Annotated in this window: 23 protein-coding genes; 12 read left to right on the forward strand and 11 right to left on the reverse strand. The window is 61.9% G+C overall.

What is annotated here, in order from left to right:
• Positions 1-13 precede the first annotated feature (13 nt).
• Positions 14-1,255: an iron-containing alcohol dehydrogenase gene (locus AAE029_RS09795; RefSeq protein WP_371072636.1), complete on the reverse strand. Its 1,242-nt coding sequence runs from the start codon at positions 1,253-1,255 to the stop codon at positions 14-16.
• A 20-nt stretch (positions 1,256-1,275) separates the two neighbouring features.
• Positions 1,276-2,280, reverse strand: a complete 1,005-nt coding sequence (locus AAE029_RS09800; RefSeq protein WP_371072637.1) for an Ldh family oxidoreductase — start codon at positions 2,278-2,280, stop codon at positions 1,276-1,278.
• 82 nt (positions 2,281-2,362) lie between these two features.
• Between AAE029_RS09800 and AAE029_RS09805 the strand changes: the two genes are divergently transcribed.
• The gene (locus AAE029_RS09805) at positions 2,363-3,061 is read left to right on the forward strand and encodes a GntR family transcriptional regulator (RefSeq protein WP_371072638.1); all 699 of its coding nucleotides are present in this window, start codon (positions 2,363-2,365) and stop codon (positions 3,059-3,061) included.
• 39 nt (positions 3,062-3,100) lie between these two features.
• Here AAE029_RS09805 and phnF read toward each other — a convergent pair whose 3' ends face one another.
• Positions 3,101-3,859 carry a phosphonate metabolism transcriptional regulator PhnF gene (phnF, locus tag AAE029_RS09810; RefSeq protein ID WP_371072639.1) on the reverse strand — a complete coding sequence of 253 codons (759 nt, stop codon included), beginning with the start codon at positions 3,857-3,859 and terminating at the stop codon, positions 3,101-3,103.
• 226 nt (positions 3,860-4,085) lie between these two features.
• Here phnF and AAE029_RS09815 point away from each other — a divergent pair, with 226 nt between their 5' ends.
• The 4 genes from AAE029_RS09815 to AAE029_RS09830 are packed head-to-tail and all read left to right on the forward strand — an operon-like array spanning position 4,086 to position 7,885.
• Positions 4,086-5,333: an extracellular solute-binding protein gene (locus AAE029_RS09815; RefSeq protein WP_371072640.1), complete on the forward strand. Its 1,248-nt coding sequence runs from the start codon at positions 4,086-4,088 to the stop codon at positions 5,331-5,333.
• An 11-nt stretch (positions 5,334-5,344) separates the two neighbouring features.
• Positions 5,345-6,229 (forward strand): carbohydrate ABC transporter permease, encoded by an 885-nt coding sequence (locus tag AAE029_RS09820; RefSeq protein WP_371072641.1) that lies wholly within the window; start codon positions 5,345-5,347, stop codon positions 6,227-6,229.
• Complete coding sequence (locus AAE029_RS09825; protein ID WP_371072642.1) at positions 6,226-7,071, forward strand: carbohydrate ABC transporter permease; 846 nt, start codon at positions 6,226-6,228, stop codon at positions 7,069-7,071. The genes AAE029_RS09820 and AAE029_RS09825 overlap by 4 nt, the downstream gene beginning before the upstream one ends.
• Positions 7,072-7,081: 10 nt before the next feature.
• Positions 7,082-7,885, forward strand: coding sequence for a PfkB family carbohydrate kinase (locus tag AAE029_RS09830; RefSeq protein WP_371072643.1), 804 nt, complete (start codon positions 7,082-7,084; stop codon positions 7,883-7,885).
• Here AAE029_RS09830 and AAE029_RS09835 read toward each other — a convergent pair.
• The 6 genes from AAE029_RS09835 to AAE029_RS09860 all read right to left on the reverse strand — a co-directional run bounded on the left by AAE029_RS09835 (position 7,882) and on the right by AAE029_RS09860 (position 14,116).
• Positions 7,882-8,610, reverse strand: coding sequence for an SDR family oxidoreductase (locus tag AAE029_RS09835; protein WP_371072644.1), 729 nt, complete (start codon positions 8,608-8,610; stop codon positions 7,882-7,884). The two genes, AAE029_RS09830 and AAE029_RS09835, sit on opposite strands and share 4 nt — an antisense overlap.
• Before the next feature lie 87 nt (positions 8,611-8,697).
• Positions 8,698-9,828: an ABC transporter ATP-binding protein gene (locus tag AAE029_RS09840; protein WP_371072645.1), complete on the reverse strand. Its 1,131-nt coding sequence runs from the start codon at positions 9,826-9,828 to the stop codon at positions 8,698-8,700.
• A 4-nt stretch (positions 9,829-9,832) separates the two neighbouring features.
• Positions 9,833-10,678, reverse strand: a complete 846-nt coding sequence (locus tag AAE029_RS09845; protein ID WP_371072646.1) for a carbohydrate ABC transporter permease — start codon at positions 10,676-10,678, stop codon at positions 9,833-9,835.
• Positions 10,678-11,619, reverse strand: a complete 942-nt coding sequence (locus AAE029_RS09850; RefSeq protein WP_371072647.1) for a carbohydrate ABC transporter permease — start codon at positions 11,617-11,619, stop codon at positions 10,678-10,680. Before AAE029_RS09850 ends, AAE029_RS09845 begins: the two co-directional genes overlap by 1 nt.
• Positions 11,620-11,682: 63 nt before the next feature.
• Positions 11,683-12,966 (reverse strand): ABC transporter substrate-binding protein, encoded by a 1,284-nt coding sequence (locus tag AAE029_RS09855; protein WP_371072853.1) that lies wholly within the window; start codon positions 12,964-12,966, stop codon positions 11,683-11,685.
• 133 nt (positions 12,967-13,099) lie between these two features.
• Positions 13,100-14,116, reverse strand: coding sequence for a hypothetical protein (locus AAE029_RS09860; RefSeq protein ID WP_371072648.1), 1,017 nt, complete (start codon positions 14,114-14,116; stop codon positions 13,100-13,102).
• A 494-nt stretch (positions 14,117-14,610) separates the two neighbouring features.
• Here AAE029_RS09860 and AAE029_RS09865 point away from each other — a divergent pair, with 494 nt between their 5' ends.
• The 3 genes from AAE029_RS09865 (at position 14,611) to AAE029_RS09875 (ending at position 17,548) form a co-directional block, all read left to right on the forward strand.
• Positions 14,611-15,867: an ADP-dependent glucokinase/phosphofructokinase gene (locus AAE029_RS09865; protein WP_371072649.1), complete on the forward strand. Its 1,257-nt coding sequence runs from the start codon at positions 14,611-14,613 to the stop codon at positions 15,865-15,867.
• A gap of 11 nt (positions 15,868-15,878) precedes the next feature.
• On the forward strand, positions 15,879-16,652 hold the full coding sequence (locus AAE029_RS09870) for an SDR family NAD(P)-dependent oxidoreductase (protein ID WP_371072650.1): 774 nt from the start codon (positions 15,879-15,881) through the stop codon (positions 16,650-16,652).
• Between the two features lie 62 nt (positions 16,653-16,714).
• A complete protein-coding gene (locus AAE029_RS09875) occupies positions 16,715-17,548 on the forward strand; it encodes a DeoR/GlpR family DNA-binding transcription regulator (RefSeq protein ID WP_371072651.1) in 834 nt (277 codons plus the stop codon).
• A 12-nt stretch (positions 17,549-17,560) separates the two neighbouring features.
• Here the strand turns inward: AAE029_RS09875 and AAE029_RS09880 are convergent, their stop codons facing one another.
• Positions 17,561-18,793, reverse strand: coding sequence for an ROK family protein (locus AAE029_RS09880; RefSeq protein ID WP_371072652.1), 1,233 nt, complete (start codon positions 18,791-18,793; stop codon positions 17,561-17,563).
• A gap of 167 nt (positions 18,794-18,960) precedes the next feature.
• Here AAE029_RS09880 and AAE029_RS09885 point away from each other — a divergent pair, with 167 nt between their 5' ends.
• The 4 genes from AAE029_RS09885 (at position 18,961) to AAE029_RS09900 (ending at position 23,703) form a co-directional block, all read left to right on the forward strand.
• A complete protein-coding gene (locus AAE029_RS09885; protein WP_371072653.1) occupies positions 18,961-20,517 on the forward strand; it encodes an FGGY-family carbohydrate kinase in 1,557 nt (518 codons plus the stop codon).
• 178 nt (positions 20,518-20,695) lie between these two features.
• Positions 20,696-21,682, forward strand: a complete 987-nt coding sequence (locus AAE029_RS09890) for a substrate-binding domain-containing protein (protein ID WP_371072854.1) — start codon at positions 20,696-20,698, stop codon at positions 21,680-21,682.
• Positions 21,683-21,919: 237 nt separating this feature from the next.
• Positions 21,920-22,906 (forward strand): ABC transporter permease, encoded by a 987-nt coding sequence (locus AAE029_RS09895; RefSeq protein ID WP_371072654.1) that lies wholly within the window; start codon positions 21,920-21,922, stop codon positions 22,904-22,906.
• The gene (locus AAE029_RS09900; protein ID WP_371072655.1) at positions 22,906-23,703 is read left to right on the forward strand and encodes an ATP-binding cassette domain-containing protein; all 798 of its coding nucleotides are present in this window, start codon (positions 22,906-22,908) and stop codon (positions 23,701-23,703) included. Before AAE029_RS09895 ends, AAE029_RS09900 begins: the two co-directional genes overlap by 1 nt.
• Before the next feature lie 49 nt (positions 23,704-23,752).
• On the opposite strand, the gene AAE029_RS09905 is transcribed toward AAE029_RS09900, so the two are convergent.
• A complete protein-coding gene (locus AAE029_RS09905) occupies positions 23,753-24,835 on the reverse strand; it encodes a siderophore-interacting protein (protein ID WP_371072656.1) in 1,083 nt (360 codons plus the stop codon).
• Positions 24,836-24,905: the final 70 nt, after the last annotated feature.

A 24,905-nucleotide genomic window follows, 5' to 3' on the forward strand; every position in this document is an offset into this window, starting at 1 on the left:
AATACACCTTTCCTCATCCTGCTCTAGCGTCCGCTCTCAGGCGGCTGCGGTCGCCGGCGAATGCCGCCTCCACGAGGATCGCCATCGTCTTAAGGTCCAGAGGACGCGGATTGTTTTTCACCAGCCGGGCGCTGCCCATCGCCTGCTCGGCCACCTGTGGCAACTGCGCCTCGACGATGCCGAGATCGGCGATCGATTTCTGAATCCCGATCGATGCAAAGAGGGCGGCGACCGCATCGATCGTGGCGTCGGCCCGATCGGCGCTCGATTTGCCCGCCAGTTCCAAGCCCATGGCCTGCCCGATTTCGGCAAGCCCCGGTTCGCAATAGGCGCGATTGAATTCCATCACATAGGGCATCATCACCGCCACACCTGCTCCATGGGCGGTATGGGTCATGGCGCCGACGGGATATTGAACCGCATGGGCGGCGGCGGTGCCGGCCGTGCCGAAGGCAAGTCCCGCAGCCGTCGCTCCCAGCATGAGGCGCTCGCGCGCTTCGATATCGCCGCCATTCTCATAGGCGCGCTTCAGGCTTGCGGAGATGTGGGAAATCGCCATCAGCGCATAGGCATCGCTCAGCGCATTCTTGCCCAGGAAGACGTGCTCATGGACGATGGCCGGCGTCGGCTCACGGCGGATGGTCGTATAGGCCTCGATCGCATGCGTGAGCGCATCCGCACCGGAGACGGCCGTGAGCCCTGGCGGGCAGGAATAGGTCAGTTCCGGATCGCAGATCGCCGTATGGCAGATGAGATGGGGGCTGGCGATGCCGACCTTCACCGCCCGATCCGGATCGGTGATGACAGCGACGGGCGTCACTTCCGATCCGGTGCCGGAGGTCGTCGGCAGAAGGATAAGCGGCAGTACCGGCCCCGGGACCTTGAACTCGCCGTAAAAATCCGAAGCCTTCCCGCCATGGGAGAGCAGCAAAGCCGCGACCTTGGCGGCATCGAGGCAGCTGCCGCCGCCGATGCCGATCACGATGTCCGCCCCGAAGGACTTGCCGGCCTCGACACCCTGGGCGATGCATTCGAGCGGAAGCTCGGCGATCGTGCCATCAAAGACACGGGTCTCGATGCCGGCCGCCCGCAGCCCGTCGATGATCTCAAGGAAATAGGCATCCGCGCTGAGGCGCGCATCGGTGACAACGAGCGCGCGGCGGCCAAGACTTCCCGCGTAACCGGGCAGCGCGCCGCGCTGGCCGGCGCCGAAGACGAGATTGCGCGGCGTGCGCATGGTTCCAAACAGCGACAAATTCCAACCTCCCTGACTTGCTATGCCGCAGCCTTCGCACCGGCCAGAACCTGAAGGCGCTCCCAGACGTCATCGGCGATCGGGACGCCCTCCTTGAGGCGCTGGTCACGGCAGGTTCGGCCACGCTCCCCCGGAATCAGAACTTTAGAAAAACCCTCAGCCGGATCCAGATTGCGGATTTCTTCGAGATAGGCGCGCAGATCGCAGCGCGGCCCATCGATGACGATGAAGACGTCTCCCTTGCTGCAGATGCTGGTATCGTCGAGCGTTCCGTGCACGTCCCGGCCGATTGCCGCACCTGCCAGGCTGCTGACAAGAAGCTCGAAGGCGAGGCCGAGCGCATAGCCCTTGGCCTGACCAAAGGGCGCGATCGAACCTTTCTTGGCGGCCTCCGGATCGGTCGTCGGATTACCGTCGGCGTCGAGCGCCCAATGGGAGGGGATCGCCTGCCGGCGATTGGCGTGATCATGGATCTCACCCATCGAGACCAGGCTCGTCGCGGTATCCATCATGAAGGGCACGCCGCCGGTCGGCACGCCGATGGCGATCGGGTTCGTGCCGAGCATGGCCTTGCGCGCACCCCAGGGATGCACCAGCGCCTCGCTGGTCGACAGGGCAATGATCGTAAAGCCCTCAGCCGCCACCCGCTCGGCATACCAGCCGAGCATGCCGATATGGTTGGAATTTCGGATCGCTGCCACGGCCACGCCCGTCTCGCGCGCCTTCACCTTCAGCGCATCGAGCGCCGCATTGGCGACGACGGGTCCGAGCCCGCGCTCGCCATCGACCCCCAGAAAAGCACTGCCGCGCCAGACATGCTTGCCACGTGCCTTCGGGTCGGTGACGCCATTGCCGATACGGTGAATGATGCGGTCGAGCCGCAGGAGGCCATGCGAGGGAACGCCGCGCAACTCCGCTTCCATCAGGAGATCGAGTTGCTCGATCGCATGAGCAGCGGGCACGCCGGCGCGCTCCAGGGCGCGCGCTGCAAGATTTCTGAGATGGGAAGCGTCAACAACAGCCACGACATAAAATCCGATCGGATATCCGATTGCAGTCAGGGCACTATGCTGATAAGGAGATGAGGCGTCAAGGAGCATTTCGAGAATGATAAGAGACGGTAAGGGTGCGAGCCAGAATGCGACGGGTCTGTTGCGCCGGCCGCCGCGCCTGGGCGATGAGGTCTATAACGCGATCTACGCGCAGCTGATGTCTCTGAAGATCCCGCCCGGCGGCCGCATATTAGTCGACAACCTCGTGCGCGAACTCGGCGTATCCCAGACACCGATCCGTGAGGCGCTGTCACGGCTCGAGGCACAGGGCCTCGTCGTCAAGACACACCTCATCGGCTACAGCGCCGCCGCGCAGATGGACCGCGCGCGCCTGCAGCAGCTCTATGAATTGCGCCTGCTCGTCGAACCATTCGCAGCCGCGCGCGCTGCCGAAAACATGAGCAAGGAAGCAATCGCCGCGCTCGAAGCCGTCGACCGCGAAATGCGCGAGATCCGCCATGAGGACGCCCGGCTCGCCTATGGCCAATTCGCCCAAAGCGACGGTGCCTTCCACGAGATGATCGCGCTCGGCAGCGGCAATGCCCTGATCCATGAGACACTGGCGCGGCTGCACACGCATGTACACCTCTTCCGGCTCTACTTTCATGCCCGCGCAACGAGCGACGCCAATGATGAGCACGCCCGCATCATCGCCGCCATCAGGGAACGCAACCCCTCTGCGGCCGAGGCTGCGATGCGCGATCATATCGAACGATCACGCAAGCGTTTCATGGTGATCTTTACCGGCGAGTAAGCGTAGCTTTCTCGGCATAGGCACGCGGCCAAGCCATGATCAGGTGTCTTGGCTTTTCGCGAGCGCGTCGAGAAGCTGGTTCGTATTGTCGATCGAAAACTGTACCCGCTCGCCCGGCCAGACCGTTTCAGAATAGGCGATGGGCGTTCCCTTCATGTCGACGTCCACTTTCTTCAACGCGATGATCGGCTGGGACACGCTCTGGCCGAGCTGACGTGCCTCCTCAGGCGTCGGCATCCTGACCAGAATGTCGGTCCGCAAGCGGATGTAATCGGGAACACCATATTCTGCCAGGATCACACTGACGCTACGTCCGCTGCGCCGTTCTTTGTCAAAACCGGGAAAACGACGGACGGGGTAGTAGGCATTTGACAAATTGATTGGCTCGTCGTCGGCAAAGCCGCGCCGGACGATATGATAGACCGGCTCACCCCGCGGCAGCCGAAGCGCCTCGGCGACGCCGGCGGAAGCGGGTATCTCCTCTTCACGGATCGCCTGGCCGAAGGGCTCCCTGCCTTGGTCGAGCAGATTCTGCGAAAAGCGCGTGCGCTCGGAGATCCGGTATTCGAGGCGCCCGTCCCGCACGAAAGTGCCCTTGCCCTGCTCGACGTCGACAAGCCCACGACTCTGAAGACGAGAAATGGCCCGCCGGATCGTGTGGCGGCCGACGCCGAATTGTTCCATGAGATCGGCTTCCTTCGGAAGCTGCGCCCTGGGGGATAGTCGGCCGCTCAAGATGTCATCGGCGATATCCTCTTCGACCTGCTGCCACTGCCCGTGCGACGATTTTTTCTCCATGTCTCTCTTTCGTCCGACTCCGCTCATGTTGTTCGAATGTCTACCTTTCGATGCGCCGAGTTTCAATCGCGATAGCTGATCACTCTACTGTCATCCCTGCGTAGAACAGGCGCGATAAAAGGAAGACGCTCATAAATAGCGCCATCAACTTCATATGACTGTCATCGATCGCCGCTAGAAAATATTCGAATGTTTAAGAATAAATTCGAATGATTTGGAGCAAAAGATGATCGAGATCAGCCGCCGGAAATTTATGGCCGGAGTTGCCGCAGCGACAGGCGCGAGCATGATGGCTGCATCGCCGGCACGTTCCGCCGATGCCGCAGTCGAAATTTCGAGTACGTGGGGTTCCGACAAGCCTTTTCAGAAGGTCGTCGACGCATTCAACGCTAAGAAGCTCGGCGTGACCGTAACCAATCGCTTCGATGGCGATTACGAGTCGGCAACCGCCAAGGCCGTGGCGAGCACCGCCGCCGGCCGGCCGCCGGCGATGATGATCACCGGCTGGAAATTCGGCTATTTCGCCAAGCGGACGCTCGGCGCGCGGGATCTCCGCGAAATCGACGCCGCCAAGGCCGAGGCGATCCTTGCCAATTTCCGACCCTCCGTTCTGCCGCTCGTCACCATCGACGACTCCGTGATCGGCCTTCCCTGGGCCATGTCGACCCCGATCACTTTCATCAATAGCCAGCTATGGAAAGAGGCGGGCCTAGATCCAGCGTTGCCCGAGACCCCAGACACGAAGTGGCTTTATGAAAACGCCCGCAAGCTGGATGCGGCGCTGAAGGGCAAGCATCCTACCTATCGTTCGGCACTGGCGCTTTCCAACAATGAATGGACAAGCCAGTCGTTCATTCAGAATGCCGGCGGCTATATCATCGATCCGGATGGCAAGCTTGCCCTCAACAGCCCTGAAGCAATTGCCGGAATGACGGAATATTGCGCGCCGGCATCTGAGGGGCTCTGGCTCCCCGTCAGCGCCAAGGACCAGGACGCCGCCTTCGAATCCGGCGCACTCGCCATCTGCACGACGAGCTCGACGCGCGCCGCAACTTTCCCCTTCGGCGCAGCTAAGGCGATCACCACCAAGTTCCCAGGCCTGGCCGGGCATTCGCGCAAGATGAACAGCGGCGGCAACTTCCTCGCGATCTATGCCCGGAACAAGGAACAGGCCGAGGCCTCGCTCGCCTTCCTCGAATTCTGCGCTTCGAAAGAAGGCCAGACGATCTGGTCGGAGGTCGGTTATCTTAATACCTCGGTTCATGATGTTCCGCTGATCAACGACTTCATGAAGCCTGCGGCCGGTCAGCTGACCGACGGCCTGACGGCGGAAACCATCTGGCCGGGCAAGCGCGGCCTCGAAGGTCAGGCCGTCTGGCGCAAGTGGGTTTCCCGCATGCTGGTCAAGGAGGTGACGGTGGCTGAGGGCATGAAAGGTGCCCGCGAGGAGCTGGCAGCGCTGGTCTCGGCTTGATCGGGTGAATCATGGCTTCACGCCTCAGGATTCTGGTCCCATATCTCTTCGTGGGGCCAGCTGTGCTTTCGGTCGCGATTTTCCTTTACGGCCCGCTGATTGCCTCGGCGCTGCTCTCGGTGCTGGACTGGAACCTTCTCTCTTCCGACGTTCGCTTCGTCGGGCTCGACAATTACACGGACGTCATCGCCAATGTCGATTTCAGGACCGCCGCCTGGAACACCGTGCTCTATTGCGCGATCCTCATTCCCGCCCAGATCATCCTTCCGCTGATCCTGGCGCTCATGATCCATTCGGTGCGCCAATCACCCCTGCAGGGTCTTTATCGCGGCAGCTTGTTCCTGCCGACGATCGTCGCCTTTTCAGTGGCGGGCGTGGCGTGGTCCTGGCTGCTCAATCCGGTCAACGGCCTATTCAACGAGATTTTCGGGTTCTTCGGCTTTCCCAAGTCTCGCTGGCACACGGATCCGGATCTGGCCCTGCTCTGTGTCTCGTTGGTCACCTTCTGGAAGACCTTCGGGCTGAACATGCTCCTGTGGCTTGCCGCACTCGCCAACCTCCCCCGTGAGCTGCGCGAAGCCTCGCAGCTCGACGGCGCAACCGCCTGGCGCCACTTCTTCACGATAAGCCTGCCGCTGATGACGCCCACCGCCTTCTTCATCAGCGTCACGACGTTCTTCCATGTCCTCGATGATATCGTGGGCGTCATTGACGTGCTCACCCATGGCGGTCCGGCCGGACGAAGCTCCAGCCTGCTTTATTTTCTCTGGCAGCAGGGCTTGCAGTTCTTCCAGTTCGGACCGGCAAGTGCGGTCGCCGTCATCATTATCGTTGCCGTCCTTGTCGTCACCTGGCTGCAGTTCCGCGTGGGCGAAAGAAGGGTGCATTACGGATGAGCGCCCTCCCGCTTCGCATCTCGCTCCATCGCCTGGTGATCCACTGTGTCCTCCTCTTCACCAGTGCCGCGACCATTTTCCCACTCATATGGATCGTCTCCTCGGCCTTCACGCCCAATGAGGTTATCACCGCCAAGGCTTTCCGGCTGTGGTCCGAAGAGCCAACGCTCGCCAATTTCGAGATCGCGGCCAGCCGCCACCCAATCTGGATGTGGCTATGGAATTCCATCCTTACCGCCACCCTGATCACGGTCGGAAAGCTGCTGCTGGCTGTTCCGGCGGGCTTTGCCTTCGGCCGGATGAAATTTCCGGGCCGGCAGGCGCTCTTCTGGTTCGTGATCGCGACCATGTCGTTTCCAAGCGTGCTCGCCATCATCCCGACCTATATTGCTGTCGTGAAGCTGCAGGCTTTCGATACCTATGGAGCGATGGTTATTCCCTCCATCCCCTATATCGGCTTCTATGTCTTTTACATGCGACAGGCATTCCGCTCGCTGCCCCAATCGATGTTCGAGGCTGCACGGATGGACGGTTCCGGTGTGTGCCGGCAATTCCTGGAAATCGGCATTCCGAACGTCATTCCCGCGATTGCGGCCTTGTCGGTCATCTCTTTCATGGGGGCATGGAACATCTATTTGTGGGGTCAACTCGTTCTCGAAGACGGGTTCAAGAAAACCCTGACCACGGGAATCGCCACCTTTGCCGACCTTGAGGGAACCGAACGCGTCTGGGGGCCGCTGACAGCGACCAGCCTGTTGTCGATCCTGCCCGTCCTCATCGTATTTCTGGCCGCGCAACGTTTCATCGTCGACGCGCTCGCGCCCGGCCTCGACGACAGATAGGCACCGCAAAATGCATCGCATCATTGTCATAGGTTCCGTCAACCACGACCGTATCTGGCAGCTCGAGGATCGGCTCGTGCCGGGAGGACGGCTGCGCTTTTCCGGACGCGACGTTCACCTCGGCGGCGGCGCCTTCTACACCGGCTGCCAGCTTGTTGATCTTGGTGCCGAAGTGGCGCTCGTGACCCGCCTTATGCAAGATGAGCAGGGCCTTTCGGCATTGAACGCATTGGATGCCGCCGGCTTCGACACACAGCATGTGACGATGCTGCCAGGCGAAACCATGCCACTGGAAATCCTCCTTGAGCCGAACGGTGAAAGAACGATCCTGGCGCCGGCCGGCAGAGACCGCACAGCCTTTTCAGCCGGCGATGCGCTGACGGGCGATGCCGCCTATATCAACGCTCTTCTGCTTGACGAGACGCTCGTCGGCAGGCTCTGCGATATTGCTCTCGTGGTTTCGCAACTGCCGCTGCGACAGGCCACGCCGCGTCCAGCCGATTACGTCGTCACGTCACGTAACGATGCGGGCGAGGAACCACAACTCGCGTGGCGCCGCGCCGTCAATCTCGCCGGCCCGCGTTTGAAGATGCTGGTTCTGACCGACGGACCGCGCCCGATCACCCTTTATGGCGGCTCGCGGTCAATCCTTATCGACCCAGCACCGGCGGTCCAGGGTGTCAGCACGATCGGCGCGGGGGACCGTTTCAGCGGCGCCTTCCTCTTTGCGTTGCTCAACGGGCGGGACGCGGCTTCGGCTGCCGCAGAAGCAAGCCGGCTGACAGCGGACTGGCTGCGCCGGCGTCACCGCTAACGGCACGTGTACCCGCCGTCGATCGGCAGGGAAACACCGGTAATCATCGATGCGGCATCACTAAGCAGAAATACGATCGGGGCGGCGATTTCGTCCTCGGTCGCCCAGCGGCCGAGCGGCATCTGCTTCAGGAAAGGTTCTGCGACATGCGGCTGGCTCCAGTGACCCGAGGAAATCGGCGTCAAGACGACCGTCGGATTGACGCTGTTCACGCGGATTCCATACTTGCCGAGTTCAAGCGCCGAGCAGCGGGTAATATTCTCGAGGGCGGCTTTCGAGGAGCCGTAGGAAATGTGCCCCTCCAGCGCCACCAGCGCCGCCTGGCTGGAAACGTTGACGATCGCGCCGCCCTTGCCGATGCGGACCATCTGCCGCGTCGCATATTTGGTGACCAGCAGCGCGCCGCGTGCGTTGATGGCGATGACCTTGTCGAAGATGGCAATGTCCGTATCCATCGGCGTCGCGATCTCGCCGCCGAAGCCGCCGCAGTTGACGACGCCCCAGAGATCGAGACCTTCGAGCGCATCGCGAATTTCATCCTCGGAGGCGAGGTCGAAGGTCACAGTGCGGCAGCCGGTCTCCTTGGCGATTGCGTCGAGCGCCTCACGGGACCGTCCTGCTGCGATGACCTCGGCATTGGCGCGCACCAGATGCCGCACGGTTGCGCCGCCGATGCCGCCGCTGCCACCCGTCACCAGAATTCTGCGCCCTTGAAAATCTGTCATAGTCTCCTCCTCTTCCTATTGTTCAGCTCAAACCGTAGCACTCCATTTTCGAAGGCCGTCAGTCGTCGGATTTCAGTATATTCGTGGTCAGTTGACGCGCGTCCTGGCGGGCACCGCTTGCGCATATGCCGAACTGTCGTCCGAAATCCTGTTGCCGGACGTATCAAAGAGATGGCAGGCAGAAGCCGGCAGCGAGATCGCGATGCGATCGCCCGCCTGGGCCATACGGCCGCGGCTGTCGCGGATGATGAGGCTCTCCTCGCCGTCACGAACGTGGATGAAGGTATCGCTGCCGAGAAGTTCAACCATCGACGCCTTGAGCACATGGACGTCAGCCTCTCCCTCGCCGGCCAAAACAATATGCTCGGGGCGGATGCCAAGCGTGACAGCGCTCCCCGGCTCGATATGCCGTGCCAAGGGAATGTCGACGGTCGACCCCAGTGCAAGGGCAACGGTCGCGACCGCGTCTCTGATGGCGACAACCCTCCCCTTCAGGAAATTCATCGCCGGCGAACCGATGAAGCCGGCAACGAACAGGTTGGCAGGCCGGTGGTAGAGGTCGAGCGGCGTGCCGACCTGTTCGATGCGTCCGCCGTTCATGACCACGATGCGGTCGGCGAGCGTCATGGCCTCCACCTGGTCGTGTGTCACGTAGATCATGGTGGACGCCAATTCGGCCTTCAGCCGCGCGATTTCCACGCGCATGCCGACACGTAGCGCGGCATCGAGATTGGAAAGCGGCTCGTCGAGCAGGAAGAGCCTCGGCTTACGGGACATCGCGCGGCCGATCGCAACGCGCTGGCGCTGCCCGCCGGACAGTTCCCGCGGCTTCCGCTTCAGGTATGATCCGAGCCGCAATTTATCAGCGGCGCGACGCACGCTTTCCTTGATCTCGGCTGCGGGCGTGCGGGCAATCTCCAGGCCGAAGCCGATGTTGCGGCCGACATCCATATGCGGGTAGAGCGCATAGGACTGGAAGACCATGGCAACGCCGCGTTCCGGTGGTTCGGCATTGCTCATATCGGCACCATCGATCAGGATACGTCCGGAACTGATGGGCTCCAGCCCGGCAATGATGCGAAGTAGCGTAGACTTGCCGCAGCCGGACGGCCCTACCAGCACGCAGAACTCGCCGTCCTCGATCGTCAGCGACAGTTCCGGAATGACCGTAAGGCTGCCGAAGGCCTTGGTAACTTTATCGATCAGAAGGGTCGCCATGAGTCTAGCCTTTCACGGCGCCAGCGAGCAGGCCGCGCACGAAGGCGCGCTGCACCAGCACATAGAGCAGAATAAGAGGAAGCGCGATCAGCGTCAGAATCGCGAAGAGCGCGCCGGGATTGGCCATGTACAGGCCGGAATACTGCATGGGCACGATGGTGAGCGTCTTCATCTCGCTTTTGGTCAGAACGATGAGCGCGAGGAAGAACTCGTTCCAGGTGACGATGAACTGCCAGATCATGACGAAGACCAGCGCCGGACGAACGAGCGGCAGCGCCACGTGCCAATAGGTCTGCCAGGCGTTGCAGCCATCGACCCGCGCCGCCTCGAAGAGTTCGCGCGGTGCGTCCTCCATGAAGGATTTGAGGATGACCATGGCAAATGGCACCCCGAGTGCGGCATAGGGCAGGATCAGCCCGATATAGGTATTAATCCAGCCGAAATTCTTGAGCAGGATGGCAAGCGGCAGCACCATGGAGGCGAGCGGCACCATCAGTGTCGTCAGGAGCGTCGTGTAGAGGAACGTCGAGCCCTTCAGCCGCAGGATCGCGCAGGCGAAGGCGATGAGCGAGGCGGCGACCACCACGATCGCAACCGTCGCTACCGTCACAATCAGACTGTTCAGGAAGATGCCGCCAAGCGGGTTGTCGCGGATCACCGTGATGAAATTGTCAAAGGTCACCGGCCAGGTGAAAAGCTTCGCATCGAAGGCCTGCGCCGGCGTTCGCAGACCAATCGACAGCATGTAAACCTGCGGGATCATCCAGAAGCCGAGCACGATGAAGAGAACGGCATGAATGACGAAACCGCGAAGACGGGTGCGGACAAACGGCGTCATGAGCGGCGTCATTACGATCGTTCCTTTCCGGAAGGAGACAGACGGGCGCCGAGGGCTCCAATCTGAATGAGCGAAAGGCCGAGCGCGATGACGAGAACGATGACGGAGAGTGCGGCCCCGCTGCCCGTGTCGCCGAGCACAAAACTCTGCTTGAAGATGAAGGTGCCGAACACCTCGCTGGCGCGGTTCGGGCCGCCGCCGGTCATCAGGTGCACGATCGGGAAGGTCTGCAACGTACCGATGACACCAAGGAGCAGCAGGGATTTCGTCGCCGGCGACAGCATCGGCACGATGACATGGACGGCAAGCCGCCAGCCCCGCGCACCATCGACGCGAGCCGCGTCAAGCACTTCGCTCGGCAAGTTGGCGATGCCGGCGATGTACATGAGCATCGAAAACCCGGTCCATTGCCAGATATTGACGAGGATCACCGCATAGATCGCAGTCTTCGGATCGCCGATCGGCGAGGTGGCCATGACGATACCGACATGCTTCAGATATTCCTGGGCGATACCGTAATAGGGTGCGTAGATCTGCACCCACACCAGGCTGATGACCGACACTGAGGTCACCACCGGCAGGAAGAACATCGTGCGGAAGAAGCCGCGTAGGGCGTGGGTGTGGCGCTCGATGAAATAGGCGAGCAGCCCGCCGATCAGCATCTGCACCGGAATGGTGATGACGCCCCACAGAACCATGTTTCGCACCACGATCCAGAATGTCGGGTCGCCGAGAACCGCCGTGTAGTTGGCAAGACCGACGAAGGCAATGCCACTGCTTGCTGTGCCGCCGTAGAGGCTTTGGCCGACAACCCAGAGAATCGGATAGGCGATGAAGACGACGAAGAGAAGTGTTGCCGGAAGGGCAAAGAGATAGAGCTTCGAGGCTCTGGATGCCGATCGCCGTTCGACCGCCGCGATGACGGGTCCGGCTCGCATGGCTTCTGCGCGCATGATCTCACCATTGCAGACCGATGGGGACCGGGCGCACCATGGCGCCCGGCCGTTCGTTGCGGCTTACTTGACAGCAAGCGCCTTCTCGGTCGCCGCCTGCACCGCGGCGAGCGCGGCTTCCGGCTCGATGCTGCCGGCAGCGACACCGGCGAGCGCGTTGTCGAGCGCCTCGGCAACCGCCGGCGAGGCAAAGCGCTGGTTTTGCGCTTTCGGCAGGTCCGCCATGAAGCGTGCCGACATTTCCTTTACGTGATCGGTAATGTCACCCTTCGCGGAATTGCCGTCGAAAGCCGGAAGGTCATTGAGGTCGTTCAATGCCTCCTGCAGGCCGACGCCATTGGTCAGTTCCGCGAGGAAGGTCCAGGCTTCGGGCTTCTTGCCCCCATTCTTGGTCAGTCCATAGCCGATGTCGATGCCGCCGACGGGCGGGCTTGCGGCATTACCGTCCTTGACGGGCGGCATATAGAAGAAGTCGAAGCCGTCCATGTTCTGGACGTATTCGGAGAGCGGCGGCGGGAATTTGCTTTCCTGCATCCACCACGAGCCGAGTGCCATCATGCCGACCTTGCCCTGGGCAAACAGCTGAGCGCCGGTCGGATAGGCATGAGCCCCGAGTGCACCCTGCTGGAAGACGCCGTCATCAAAGAGACCCTTCCAGGCCTTCATCGCCTCGACGAACTCCGGCGCCGTCCAGGGCGTTTCGCCGGCCTGAGCCTTGTCGACGATGCCCGCGGAGAACTGGTTGGCAAGCATCAGGAAGACGTTCTCATTCTGCCAGCCGTCGGCCGCCCCCTGGAACATCGGGATGTAGCCGTTGTCCGACAGCGCCTTTGCCGCGGCCTTCAGCTCCTCATAGGTCTTCGGGACGGTTAGATTGAGCTTTTCGAAGATCTTGCGGTTGTACCAGATGCACAGAACCTGGGATTCCTGCGGGATGATATAATAGTTTTGGTCGCCCGCCGGATTCCCCATCAACATCTGCCTGCGGTTGACGGGGAAAACCTTCTCGGCCCAGCCGTCGCCCCACTGCTTGGCGGCGCGTTCGTTTACCGCTTCGAGGTGTTCGCGATATTGCTGGGTCAGCGAGCCGGGCTGCAGTCCGATCACATCGGGCAGGCTGCCGGAGGCTGCTGCAGCCTTCAACGCAGTGATGTATTCGGGCGAGTAATTGTAATAGGTATATTTGACCTTGACGTCCGGATGGGCCTTCTCGAAGGCCGCAATCGACTTGTCCATGGTGCTCTGGACGAACCAGGACCAGACAGTCACCTCCTTTTGCGCTGCATTCGCCGATGCGGAAAGAGCGGCGGCAAGGATTGTCGTCGCAAGAAACAGCATCTTTCTCATCATTATTCCTCCCTATTTTCTCCCACATGTTGCGCGCCGCAGGCCTCCTACCCGCGGGCGGCGACCCCGCTGTGGGGTCACATTCGATCGCAAGCAGCGGCTCCGACTTCCGCCGCTGCGCCAATTCGGGCGGTCAGGCGGCCTTGGCGGCCGCAACCTTCAGCACGTCTTCCGTGATCATGCGGTCGTCAGCGAGCGACCGGTTCGGCGTCAGGCCCAGCTTCTGAAGTTCGCCGTGATAGGCGCGCACGGCCTCCTCCGGCCCGATCGCGCCATCGGCAACGGCGCGCATGAGCACGATAAGGTGAAGCGGCGCCTCTGCGAGATTGATCTTGCGGCCGAACAGGGCCAACCGCGCGCCGTAGCGCTCGGACTGGGCGACGAGCTCGAAGGTGTCGCGCGTGGTACCTGCACCGCCGCCGAGCACGCCGACAATCAGTTCGGAGTCGAAATTGACGAGCTCTTCCAGCTCCTTTGGTCCGTTATAGGGTGTCTTCAGAAATAGCGGCCGTTCCGCCCGAGGCACACTCGCAAGTGACTTGATGATGTGATCGTTGACGAACTGGCCGATCTGCTCGCGATCGAGACCGATATCGATACTCGGATTGAAGACTTCATAGAAATACTTGAAGCCGATGCGTGCCGCCTCGGCGCGGAATTCGGCAAAAGCATTCAGCGTACGAATGTCGAGTTCGACATTGTTGCTGAAGGATACCGAGTAGAGCGCAAGATCGGTTCCGGTCGTTGGGTAATTGGCAATGGCGCGCGCAAGATTGGTATCGCGGAAGGGTACGGATGCCGTCTGGGTATAGACGCCATGGCGGACTGCGCCCCAGCACATCGTTTCCAGATTGCCGCGGATCGCAGGCTTCACCTCACTGCCGAAGAAGGCCCCGCGCTCGTCCAGGAGATCGAGGTTGGACTGCGACACCAGCATGATATCGACGATGTCCTGTTTGATGATTTCCTCGATCTGGGCGATGAACTCCTGACGACTGCGGCGGCGCGGAGGCCTCACGGAATAGTCGAAACCGGTCGCCGTCACGCCGGCGCCCACGTCACTGTCCTTGGCGTCAGCAATGATGAAATCGATGGGCCTGTAGCGGCCTGCGCGGATATTCGCCAGCTTCCTGTCGAGTCTCGTGACCATCGGTGTTCCTCGATAATGTTGTTAGGATCGGCCGCGGGCGATCATTCTCTCACCGCTGCAGGCTTGTCATCATATGCGGATATTTCTCATATTCTGTCAATAGCTATCTTTTTCTTTCTAATTTGGGCCAAACTGGCGATCTGCACCAACGCAAAATCAAGCGCAATCCATGGGTGAAAATATACAACTATCAAATGCTTGATATATTTAAGAACCTCCCCGACACGCATCGAACATCCTCTTGATCTCTCCCGGAGTTCCTTTCCCATACAATTGAATTGCCAGCAGTTTCCGCTGGCTATGTGCGCAAATTGGCAAATCTTCGGAAAAAAACTTGAGCACCCGCACAAAAATCTTTGCTGCAATTGCCCTCTCGCCCCTTCAAAATTACCGCAATTGCTCAATTTTGACGCGATCCGCGAAAATCATATTGACGATTTGGAAGATAATGATAGCAATTGACATCATTGCCGAGTGAGGAGGAAACTGCGGCCATGAGTGACGTTTTCACCGGATCGTGGGCAGACCGCTATGCCGCCCTGGCCGATCCGCTTGGCGAGGATGCGCTGTCGACGGCGGGTCTTTTCCTCTGCGGCATCAGCGCCTGCATCGATGCACGGATCGCCATGCACGATATGCAACCGCTTCTCGATGCTCCCGCCGAAAGCCCTGCGGGCAAGCTCGCCGACCTTCTTCTCGCCCGTGCTGCACAGGGCGTCGGTGGCGAGCTACGATTCGACTGGCCGGAAGGTCCAGCGTGGCTGCGCGAGCGCCTGGCGATACGCTACGCTCTCGGCGGCACCGGTCCCCAGGCTGCCTGGGTGCTAGGACAGCTCGGCGTCCGCTCCCTGGTCGCCATCGAGGACCGCCACGCGGCGATGCTGCGGGAGATACCGGCTGGCGTCCTCCTGGCGGAGAGGGGAGTGCTGAAGTCGGCCGACGCAGTCTCGGCCGTCGGCCCTCACATCCCCGAAATCTTCATTTTCGAGTTTACCGCAGGGCGGCCGATCGGCACCGTCGTGCCGGCCCGCTCATCGCGCGTCATCATTCGTTTCTGCGACCGCGGCATCCAGCATGACGGCGACTTCGAGACGATGTCGCGCCGACTGGCGCCCTCGGCCGCTGCGGGCCTTCTTTCCGGGCTGAACGATGAGGCGGTGGAGGATGTCGGCGCCGCGAGCCGACACGTCTTCGGTCTCAGTCGCGACTGGAAGGCAGCTGGCCTCAGGACCATACATTTCGAGTTAGCCGGCTATGCGACGCAACAGGCTGTCCAGGAGCTTCTCTCGCACGCCCGTGGGGCCATCACCTCGCTCGGGATGAGCCATTCCGAGCTTCTTGCGATGGATCCAACCGCCCGGCATCCCATGGAAGCCCTCGTCGCGCTCGGCGAGCGGCTCGATCTCGAACGGGTCTGCGTGCACGCCGATACATGGGCCGCTGCCGTGACCCTGAACGATCCGAAGGAAGAGGAACTCGCGCTGATGGCAGGCTGCGGGATCGCGAGCGCCAGGGCCGTGAATGGAGCCCCTGCCCGAACCATTACCATCGCACCTGCTGCCGAGTTCCATCCGCTTCCGTTCGAAACGCTTGTCCGCAGGGGACGCTGGACCTTCGTCGCCTGCGCCTCTCCCTATGTCGAAAAGCCGACGACGACGCTTGGTCTCGGCGACAGCTTCACAGCCGGCTGCCTGCTGATCCTCGGACGGCGCCGCCAAGCCGACGCCCATCCCGCGCTCCAACACGCATGAAGGACACGTCCATGTTTCTCGAACGATTCCGCCTTGACGGAAAAACCGCTTTCATTACCGGCGGCGGTCGCGGCATCGGCCTATCAACGGCCGAGGCGCTCGCGGAAGCCGGCGCAAGCGTCATCATTTCCGATATAAATCCTGACGTGCTGGAGGTCGGCCGAGACGAGCTGCGGCAGAAGGGCCACGATGTCGAGGCGGTGCAACTCGATATCACCGATTCAAAGGCCGTCGCTGCGGCTGCCCGGTCCGCCAACGAGCGCCACGGCGCGGTCGACATCCTGATCGCCAATGCCGGCATCGCCTGGCCCGACACGGCCGGAGAAGAGATGAGCGACGAGGTGTGGCTGAAGGTCGTCGATGTCGACCTCAACGGCGCCTACTGGTCCTGCCGGGAGTTCGCAAAGCCCATGCTGGAGCGCGGCAGCGGCTCGATCGTCACGCTTGGCTCCATGTCCGGCCTGATTTCCAATAAACCGCAGCGGCAGGTGCACTACAATGCGGCAAAGGCCGCCGTGCACCACATGACCCGATCTTTGGCCGGCGAATGGGCCGAACGCGGCGTGCGGATCAACTGCGTCGCGCCCACCTATGTCGATACGGTCATGTCCCGCGGCGGCTTCACCGACGACAAGCTGATGCCGGTCTGGATGGAGATGACACCGATGAAGCGCGTTGCACGTCCGGACGAGATTGCCGCCCCCATCCTCTTCCTCGCTTCGGACGCAGCGAGCGCCATGACCGGCTCCCTGGTGGTAGTGGATTGCGGCTATACGATTTGGTAGAGCTTGGCCGAATTTGGTTCGAAATGGGCCGACCGCGCAGTCGGCCACCAACCGGGTGAAGCATGGAGTCTCAGAGCAAACGCGTCGATATCGTTCCCGCCAAGCGGCGGGCTCTCATTCTGGAGCACCTGCGTATCAACGGCGCGGCCAGCATTCAGGAGCTTGCCGATACGATCGGCGGATCGCAATCGACCGTTCGGCGCGACCTCGAGCATCTGGTGGAGAAGGGCTATCTCGAACGCACCCACGGCGGAGCGCATCTGCTCCAGCCGATGCGCGCCACCTTCGAACGGGAAACGACCGTCAATGCCGAGTTGCAGCACGCAGAGAAGGTCGCGATCGGCCGTGAAGCTGCCCTGCGCCTCAGTGCCCGCGACAGCGTCATCTTCGATAGTTCCTCGACCGTGATGGAGGCCGTTCGCGCGGCCGCCGAGCGGGATTTGCCGCTGACGGTGGTGACAAACAGCCTGGAAATCGCCGATTTCGCCGCCGACATCAAATCCTGGCGCATCATCCTGCCCGGCGGCACCGTGCGTCCCGGCTATCGCCACCTTGCCGGCGAGCCGGGTGAGAGCTTCATCAAAACGCTTCATGCCGACCTCTGCATGACCGGCGCCTCGGCGGTCACAGGGACGCTATTGACGGAGACATCGCTGGAAGTCGCGTCGCTGAAGCGGGCGATGATCTCGTCTGCCCGCAAGACGATCCTGCTGGTCGACAGCTCGAAATTTACCGCGCCCGGCTTCTGCACGCTGTCGGATATTTCCGAGATCGACGAGGTGATCACCGACGAAGGAATTACGCAGGATGCCCTCGGTTCGCTCAAGTCAGCGGAACGCACGGTGACGATCGTCTCCGTCAAGGAGCTTAGTAGTGCGCAGCGCGTTCGCGCCTGACCCGCTTCGTTTTCAGCCGGCGTGCAGATATCGCGGCTGAGACTTCTCCCGCAAAAAGCGCTGCATCAACACTTCAATCTTCGATGGTGAGAACATGTCGTCCAGGAGGAGATAGGCGGCACCGAACATGGCGCTGTCCTCGCGCGAATTCGAAAGCACGATGGAAAGGTCGCGCGTGGCAAGCGGCAGGCAGCGCTGATAAACGAGTTCGCGAATGCCGGAGAGCAGGAATTCGCCGCCGCGGGCAAGCGTGCCTCCGACGACGATCAGGCTCGGATTGATGATGCTGACGACATCGGAGACGGCCTCGCCGATGGCGCGGCCAGCCGCCCTGAGCAGCATGATCGCCTCGGGCTTCTGCTGTTCGACGAGGTCGATCACGTCGCGTGCCGTTTCGGCCGTGAAGCCGCGCGCCGAAAGGTCACGCGCGATCGCCCATCCCGCCGCCCGCGCTTCCACGCAACCGAACTTGCCGCAGCGACAGAGCGGCGCGTCCTGCGACAGGAACTGGATATGGCCGATGTCGCCAGCCGCACCCTGCGCACCACGGAATATGCGACCGCCGGCGATCATGCCACTGCCTATGCCCGTGCCGACTTTGACGAACAGCATATCGTCCGCTGACGGAAAATTGCGTCGGTATTCGTAGATCGTCATCAGGTTCACGTCGTTTTCGACATAGACGGGAACGCTGAAACGATCGCGAAGCCGGCCGATGATGTCGAATTCGTCCCAGCCGTGCAGCACGGACGGGCCGACGACTCGGCCGCGCTTGAAATCCACGGGCGTCGGCAGACTGAGGCTGACGCCGAGAAAGAAGCCGTGGGTTCGCTCAGCTTCGGCGGCGAGCGATGCGAAAGCTTCGGCCATCTGCTCGAGCGTGACGTCCGGTCCGCTTGCGACCTCGAAGGGCAAGGTCTTGTGGACGATGACGGCCGGCGTCAGGTCCATGGCCGCCACATGGATGTGGGTCTCGCCTATGTTTGCGACCAGCATGAAACCGGCCGCAGCGTTGATCGCAAGCACGCGGGTCGGCCGTCCGCCGCTCGGAAGTGTCTCCTCCGTTTCACGTACCAGCCCGCAGGCGAGAAGCGCATTGAGGCGCTGGGTGACCGTGACGCGCGAGAGACCGGAGGCCTGGAGCAACTCGGCTCGAGATGATGCCGCCCCGGTCGCAATCAGCGACAGGATGCTACCTGCATTCTCAAGCGTCGGCAGGTCATGCCTCTCTCCCGTCTTTCCCATTCGCTTCTCCCATTCGTTTCACTGATGTAGCGACAAAACGCCCGAAGATAAAGCCGGCACGTCAGGCGCTGAAGGAATATTATGTAAAAAATCTTACATAAGATGGACAATTACATCTGTTTTTATATAGATGTTGTAGCGCGCGCCCTGTGCGCGGGAGGAACGAGATGGAAAATCCCTATATCATCGGGCTGGATTTCGGATCGGAGTCGGCCCGTGGCGTATTGATCGAGACGGAAACGGGCATGCAGGTGGACAGCCACGTCCATGCCTACCGTCAGAGCATCATGACGCGCAACCTGCCTGACGGCACGCCCTTGCCCCAGGATTTTGCTCTTCAGAATGCGGACGATTACACGGAAGCCGCTTTCGAGATCCTGTCGCGCCTCGGTCGAGGGAGGAACGTGGAAGGCATAGGCCTCGGCTTTACCGCCAGTTCGCCGCTGCCGGCGCGGGCCGACGGGACGCCTCTTTCGCGCCTCTTCCCGTCGGAGCCGCATGCCTATGTCAAGCTGTGGAAGCACAATGCACAGGCTTATGCGGACGAGATCAATGCCCGACCACACTCTTTTCTCGACAATTTCGGCGGGCGCGTCTCCGGCGAATGGCTGCTTGCCAAGGCCGCTCAGATCGCCACGGAAGCACCCGCGATCTGGGCCGCGACGGAGCGCTTCATCGAGGGTGGCGACTGGGTGGTCTGGCAACTGACCGGCGCCGAAGCACGGGGGCTGGGTTTCGCAGCCTACAAGGCGCAGTACTTCGCCGCGGCGGGCTATCCCCCGGGGCTGGTCGACGGTCTCGATCGCCGCCTCACGACGCCGATACCGGTCGGTCTGGCGGCCGGCACGCTTTCGCAGGCATGGCGGACGCGGACAGGCATTCAGGGCCAGGCGGCAATCGCCGTCGCAGTAATCGATTCCCATGTCATGCTCCCGGCGATCGGAGCGACGACCGCCGGCTGCTTCGTGGGCGCGCTCGGCACCTCGGCGGCCTACCTTTATCTGAGCGCCGAACATCGGCCTCTTCCACCCGGCATCGAAGGCGTGGCATTCGACGGCTCCATGCGCGGTCTCTGGTGCTACGAGTCCGGCCAGGCAAGCTTTGGGGATACGCTTGCGTGGTTCGTCAGGACCTTCCCGCGCGGCTCAGATACGGCAGAAAGCTTCCGCGCTTACAACGAGGAGGCCGCCAGGCTTGCGCCGGCTTCAGGCCGTCTCGTCGCGCTGGACTGGTGGGGCGGCAACCGCGTTCCGCTCGCCGACGGCAATCTGACCGGGCTTCTGACCGGTCTGACGCGCGAGACCACGGCCGCCGAAATCTACCTCGCGCTCACGGAAGCCCTGTGCTTCGGTACGCGCACGGTGTTCGATCTCTTTCTGGATAACGGTATCGAGCCTGAGCGCGTACTTATGAGCAGTGGTCTCGCGCGGGCCAATCCTCTGGTGATCCAGATCATGGCCGACGTCCTCGACCGTCCGATCGAGGTGCCCGACATTCTGAATGCCACCGCGGTCGGCGCCGCCATTCACGGCGCAGTCGCGAGCGGAATCGTGGCCGATTATACCGAGGGCGCGAGACGGTTCGGTGCACGCAGGATCGAACGCGCGCTCCCACGCCCGGCTCAGGCAGAGGCTTATAGATCCGCCTACGGCATTTATCGCGATCTCTGCCGACAGAAGCCACTCCAGCATGCGATGCACGACTTGCGCCGCCTGGGGAGCTAGCGAGGCATTTTGGACAAAATTATACAAAAGAAACTTTATTATCATTTGACATTATCCAAAAGAGATGACCTAATCCCAGTCGGCCTTTGAGGAGAGGCTGAGCCGCAGCAAGGCAGAAGGCTGCGGTATCGTCGAATTTGGGAGGGTATTCATGTCGTTTCATCGCAATCGCATATCCGTGCGCTCCATCAGTCTAAATGCCGGCATCAGCGCGCTCGGCCTCATGCTTGGCGTCGTCTTCGGCGCCGGCTCCGCTTCGGCGGAAGATGTCATTGTCGGCCTCGTCACCAAGACGGAAGTCAATCCCTTCTTCGTCAAGATGCGCCAGGCCGCCGAAGCCCGTGCCAAGGAAAAGGGCGTGAAGCTGATTGCGCGCGCAGGCAAGTTCGACGGCGACAATGAAGGCCAGGTCGCCGCGATCGAGGACCTGATCAGCGCCGGTGCCAAAGGCATTCTTGTGACGCCGAACAATTCGTCCGGCATGCTCGACATCATCAAGAAGGCCCGTGAGGGGGGCGTTCTGGTCATCGCCCTCGATACGGCGACAGATCCAGCCGATGCCGTCGACGCGACCTTTGCGACGGACAATTTCGAAGCCGGCGTCAAGCAGGGCGCCTATGCCCGCAAGGCCATGGGTGACAAGAAGGCCGTGATCGCCATGCTCGACGGCACGCCGGGCGGTACGGTCGACACGTTCCGGCACAACGGCTACCTGAAGGGCTTCGGTATTGCCGAGGGTGACCCGTCCATCGCCGGCGCGGCCATCACCAACGGCGCCCAGGACAAGGGCCAGGTCGGCATGGAGAACCTGCTCTCCAAGAACGGCGACATCAACGCCGTCTACACGATCAATGAGCCGGCGGCGGCCGGCGCCTATGCGGCGCTGAAGTCCTTCGGCAAGGAAAGCGACGTCATGCTGACCTCGATCGACGGCGGCTGCGCCGGCGTTCGCGACGTCAAGGATGGCAAGATCGCCGCGACCGTCATGCAGTTCCCCTACAAGATGGCCTCGATGGGCGTCGATGCCGTGGCCGAATACGCCGCCTCCGGCAAGAAACCGAGCGGCTTCGTCAACACGGGCTCGTTCCTGATCACGGACAAGCCGGTGGACGGATTGGAGTCCAAGGACACCGCCTGGGGCCTTGAAAACTGCTGGGGGGACTGATCTCCTACCTCCCGAGCGGGATCATGAACGGCCACGGCATCTTCGCGAAAGCGCAGAGACCGTCCGGACATGATCCCCACCGGGTGCTCCACAGGTCGACACGACCTGTTTTGTGCAGTCCCGGAAGGCAAGATGGCTTTTCGGAACCGTGCTGAGGCACCAAAGATGTTCGTTGGGCTAAACAGTCGGCAGAAGTGACCGGCCGGCCCCGCGGAGACCGTGAGGCATGAGGTTTTCATGAACACAGCGACTGTTTCCTCGCCTCAGGCCTCGCCGAGCCTGAAGGCCCGTATTCTCGGCCCACCGTCCGTCGGACCGTTTCTGGTCCTTATCGGCTTCTGCGTGGTCTTCGCGCTGACCAATCCGCGCTTTCTGGCGACCCAGAATATCTCCATCATCCTGCAACAGACGATCATTGTCGGCACGCTGGCAATCGGTCAGACACTGGTGATCCTGACGGCGGGAATCGACCTCGCCGTCGGTGCCATCTGCGTGCTCGGCACGATCGTCGCCGGCAAGCTCGTCAATCTCGGATACGATCCGGTGCTCTCCATGAGCTTTGCCATCCTGCTGTGCACGTTGTCAGGTCTCGCCGCCGGCGGACTCATCAGCGGGTTGCGCCTGCCTCCCTTCATCGTCACGCTCGGCATTCTCGGCATCCTGACGGCGGCGCTCCGTCTCATTTCGCAAGGCGGCGCCTTCGCGGTTCGCGATCCTTTCCTCGCCTGGACGGGCAATACGATAAGGCTCAGCGGCTTCGTGCTCACCTACGGCGTGCTTATCATGCTCGCGCTCTACGCCATCGTCTGGTATTTCCTGAACCAGACCAAATGGGGGCGCCACGTCTACGCGATCGGTAACAATCCTGAAGCGTCGCGCCTCGTCGGCATTCCGGTCCGCCGCCACCTGCTTTCCGTCTATCTTCTTGCGGGCTTCATCTACGGCATCGCTGCCTGGCTCGCGCTTGGCCGCATTCCGAATGCGGACCCCAATGCGATGCAGACGGCGAACCTCGATTCCATCACGGCCGTCGTCATCGGCGGCACCAGCCTGTTTGGCGGCCGCGGCGGCCTCATCGGCACGCTGATCGGCGCCCTCATCGTCGGCGTGCTGCGCAACGGCCTGACGCTCGCCGGCATCGATCCGCTCTGGCAGGACCTAGTCACCGGTATCCTTGTCATTATCGCCGTCGCCCTCGACCAGTTGTCGCGGAGGAGGAACTGATGTCCGTCGATCGTCATCCGATGCAGACGACCGTCAGTGGCACGTCGCCTGTGGTTCTCGAAGCCCGCAACCTGGTCAAGACCTACGGTCATGTGACAGCTCTCGACGGTGTCGACTTCGAACTGCGCGCCGGTGAGATCCTCGCCGTCGTCGGCGACAATGGCGCGGGAAAAAGCACCCTGATCAAGGCCCTGACCGGGGCGGTGCACCCGACCAGCGGCGAAATCCTGCTCGACGGTGCGCCTGTCCATTTCAAGGGGCCACTCGAGGCTCGCCATGCCGGCATCGAGACGGTCTATCAGGACCTGGCCATGGCGCCTGCCCTCGATATCGCCTCCAACCTCTTCCTCGGCCGCGAGCTGCGATGCGAAGGAATTCTCGGCAGGGTCTTCCGCAGGCTCGACAAGAGGCGGATGCGCAACGAGGCGCAGCGCGCCATGAGCGACTTGAAGTTCCGCCTGCCTTCCATCAGCAACGCCGTCGAAGCGCTCTCAGGCGGCCAGAGGCAGGGCGTCGCCGTCGCCCGCGCGGCGCTCTTCGCCCGCAAGCTCGTTATCATGGATGAGCCGACGGCAGCACTCGGTGTGCGCGAGACCGGGCAGGTGCTGGAGCTCATCCGCTCCATTCGCGACCGGGGCCTCCCCGTCGTGCTGATCAGCCACAATATGCCGAACGTCTTCGAAATCGCCGACCGCATCCATATCATGCGCCTCGGCCGGCGCGCCGCGGTGGTAACACCGCAATCCCACTCGATGAACGACGTCGTCGCCATCATGACGGGCGCAAAAGTGAGCTGAGCCTCTTTGCTCAGAACCGGGCGCGATCCTGTGGTCCGCCAATGCAGCCTCAGTCGTGAAGCCGCTGATGATCGCTCTCGCTGACGCCAAGCTTCCAAAAGCTTACGGCGCGCGTGTTCGCGCGCGATAGGCCCAGATCCTTTCGCCAATAGCTTCGCAAGGCGCGCGCTGTTGCCGCCTCTGCGCCGATCCAGAGGCCAAACGGGACATCATCCGGCGGACGGATTGCCTTTACGGCGCATTCCAGCAGCCGCGACCGACCCGCCGGTACACCGTTGCGATGCAGCCACCTGATCTCGATGCCGGGCAGACATGGAAGCGGCTGTTCATCGGCCCTGTCGGCCACCTCAATCAACACCACACCGCGCGCCGTATCCGACAATACCTCAAGTATGCGAGCGATTGCTGGAATAGCCGTCTCGTCGCCGGCGAGCAGGCACCAGTCCATCGGCGGAATGCTGCCGCCACCGGGCCCCATCATGCCGATCACATCGCCTGGACGCGCCGTTTCGGCCCAGGCACTCGCCACGCCCTGATCGCCATGAAGCACGAAGTCGACGTCGATCTCGCCAGCGGCAACGTCGATGCGCCGGATCGTGTAAGTTCGGGTGGCAGGCCGCTTGCCATAGGGCGGCCATGCGGGGCGACCGTTCGGACCGAGCACCGGCCATTCGGGAACGTCCAGGTCCGACGGCGGAAACAGCAGCCAGATATGCGGATCACCGGTCGTGAACCAGCCGAGGTCCGCGCCTTTCAACGTGATACGGCGCATGCGAGGCGTCAGATCGGCAAGGGCGGCAACTGTCATGATCCGCAGATTGGGGACGACGTTCGTGTCACAGCCGTCGCCCGTCCAACGGATGTCCGGCTTCTCCTTCCAGGCGAACTCTTCGAGATGGCTGGCCAGCACGTCCCGGACGGTGGCAAGCGAGGTGAGATCCGCCGCTTCAGCGCGCAGATGCAGGCCCTGCTCGGTGACCTCCATCACGCCAATGCCCCACGGAAATATGGCTCGACCCGTTCCTTGCGAAAGCGTCGTGGGCACCTCTTCCGCGAAATGTTCGAATATCTGCCCGATATAGTGTTGCGGCATCGACAGGGCGACGTTGGCGAGCGATATCAGTTTTGTCATGAAGCGGCATTTCCTATGATTTATGAACAGACTGGCGATCCCGATAATGGACGGCCACCTGCCCGGGACC

This window comes from Sinorhizobium sp. CB7, assembly GCF_041357635.1.
Taxonomy (GTDB): domain Bacteria; phylum Pseudomonadota; class Alphaproteobacteria; order Rhizobiales; family Rhizobiaceae; genus Rhizobium.

Bases quoted from the DNA above. Each gene is read 5' to 3' on its own strand.
- AAE029_RS09815 (WP_371072640.1), top strand. From the start codon at position 4,086: ATGATCGAGATCAGCCGCCGGAAATTTATGGCCGGAGTTGCCGCAGCG.
- AAE029_RS09840 (WP_371072645.1), bottom strand. From the start codon at position 9,828: ATGGCGACCCTTCTGATCGATAAAGTTACCAAGGCCTTCGGCAGCCTT.
- AAE029_RS09835 (WP_371072644.1), bottom strand. From the start codon at position 8,610: ATGACAGATTTTCAAGGGCGCAGAATTCTGGTGACGGGTGGCAGCGGC.
- AAE029_RS09870 (WP_371072650.1), top strand. From the start codon at position 15,879: ATGTTTCTCGAACGATTCCGCCTTGACGGAAAAACCGCTTTCATTACC.
- AAE029_RS09855 (WP_371072853.1), bottom strand. From the start codon at position 12,966: ATGAGAAAGATGCTGTTTCTTGCGACGACAATCCTTGCCGCCGCTCTT.
- AAE029_RS09905 (WP_371072656.1), bottom strand. From the start codon at position 24,835: ATGACAAAACTGATATCGCTCGCCAACGTCGCCCTGTCGATGCCGCAA.
- AAE029_RS09805 (WP_371072638.1), top strand. From the start codon at position 2,363: ATGATAAGAGACGGTAAGGGTGCGAGCCAGAATGCGACGGGTCTGTTG.
- AAE029_RS09830 (WP_371072643.1), top strand. From the start codon at position 7,082: ATGCATCGCATCATTGTCATAGGTTCCGTCAACCACGACCGTATCTGG.
- AAE029_RS09845 (WP_371072646.1), bottom strand. From the start codon at position 10,678: ATGACGCCGCTCATGACGCCGTTTGTCCGCACCCGTCTTCGCGGTTTC.
- AAE029_RS09860 (WP_371072648.1), bottom strand. From the start codon at position 14,116: ATGGTCACGAGACTCGACAGGAAGCTGGCGAATATCCGCGCAGGCCGC.
- AAE029_RS09875 (WP_371072651.1), top strand. From the start codon at position 16,715: ATGGAGTCTCAGAGCAAACGCGTCGATATCGTTCCCGCCAAGCGGCGG.
- AAE029_RS09895 (WP_371072654.1), top strand. From the start codon at position 21,920: ATGAACACAGCGACTGTTTCCTCGCCTCAGGCCTCGCCGAGCCTGAAG.
- AAE029_RS09825 (WP_371072642.1), top strand. From the start codon at position 6,226: ATGAGCGCCCTCCCGCTTCGCATCTCGCTCCATCGCCTGGTGATCCAC.
- AAE029_RS09885 (WP_371072653.1), top strand. From the start codon at position 18,961: ATGGAAAATCCCTATATCATCGGGCTGGATTTCGGATCGGAGTCGGCC.
- AAE029_RS09900 (WP_371072655.1), top strand. From the start codon at position 22,906: ATGTCCGTCGATCGTCATCCGATGCAGACGACCGTCAGTGGCACGTCG.
- AAE029_RS09880 (WP_371072652.1), bottom strand. From the start codon at position 18,793: ATGGGAAAGACGGGAGAGAGGCATGACCTGCCGACGCTTGAGAATGCA.
- phnF (WP_371072639.1), bottom strand. From the start codon at position 3,859: ATGGAGAAAAAATCGTCGCACGGGCAGTGGCAGCAGGTCGAAGAGGAT.
- AAE029_RS09850 (WP_371072647.1), bottom strand. From the start codon at position 11,619: ATGCGCGCAGAAGCCATGCGAGCCGGACCCGTCATCGCGGCGGTCGAA.
- AAE029_RS09820 (WP_371072641.1), top strand. From the start codon at position 5,345: ATGGCTTCACGCCTCAGGATTCTGGTCCCATATCTCTTCGTGGGGCCA.
- AAE029_RS09865 (WP_371072649.1), top strand. From the start codon at position 14,611: ATGAGTGACGTTTTCACCGGATCGTGGGCAGACCGCTATGCCGCCCTG.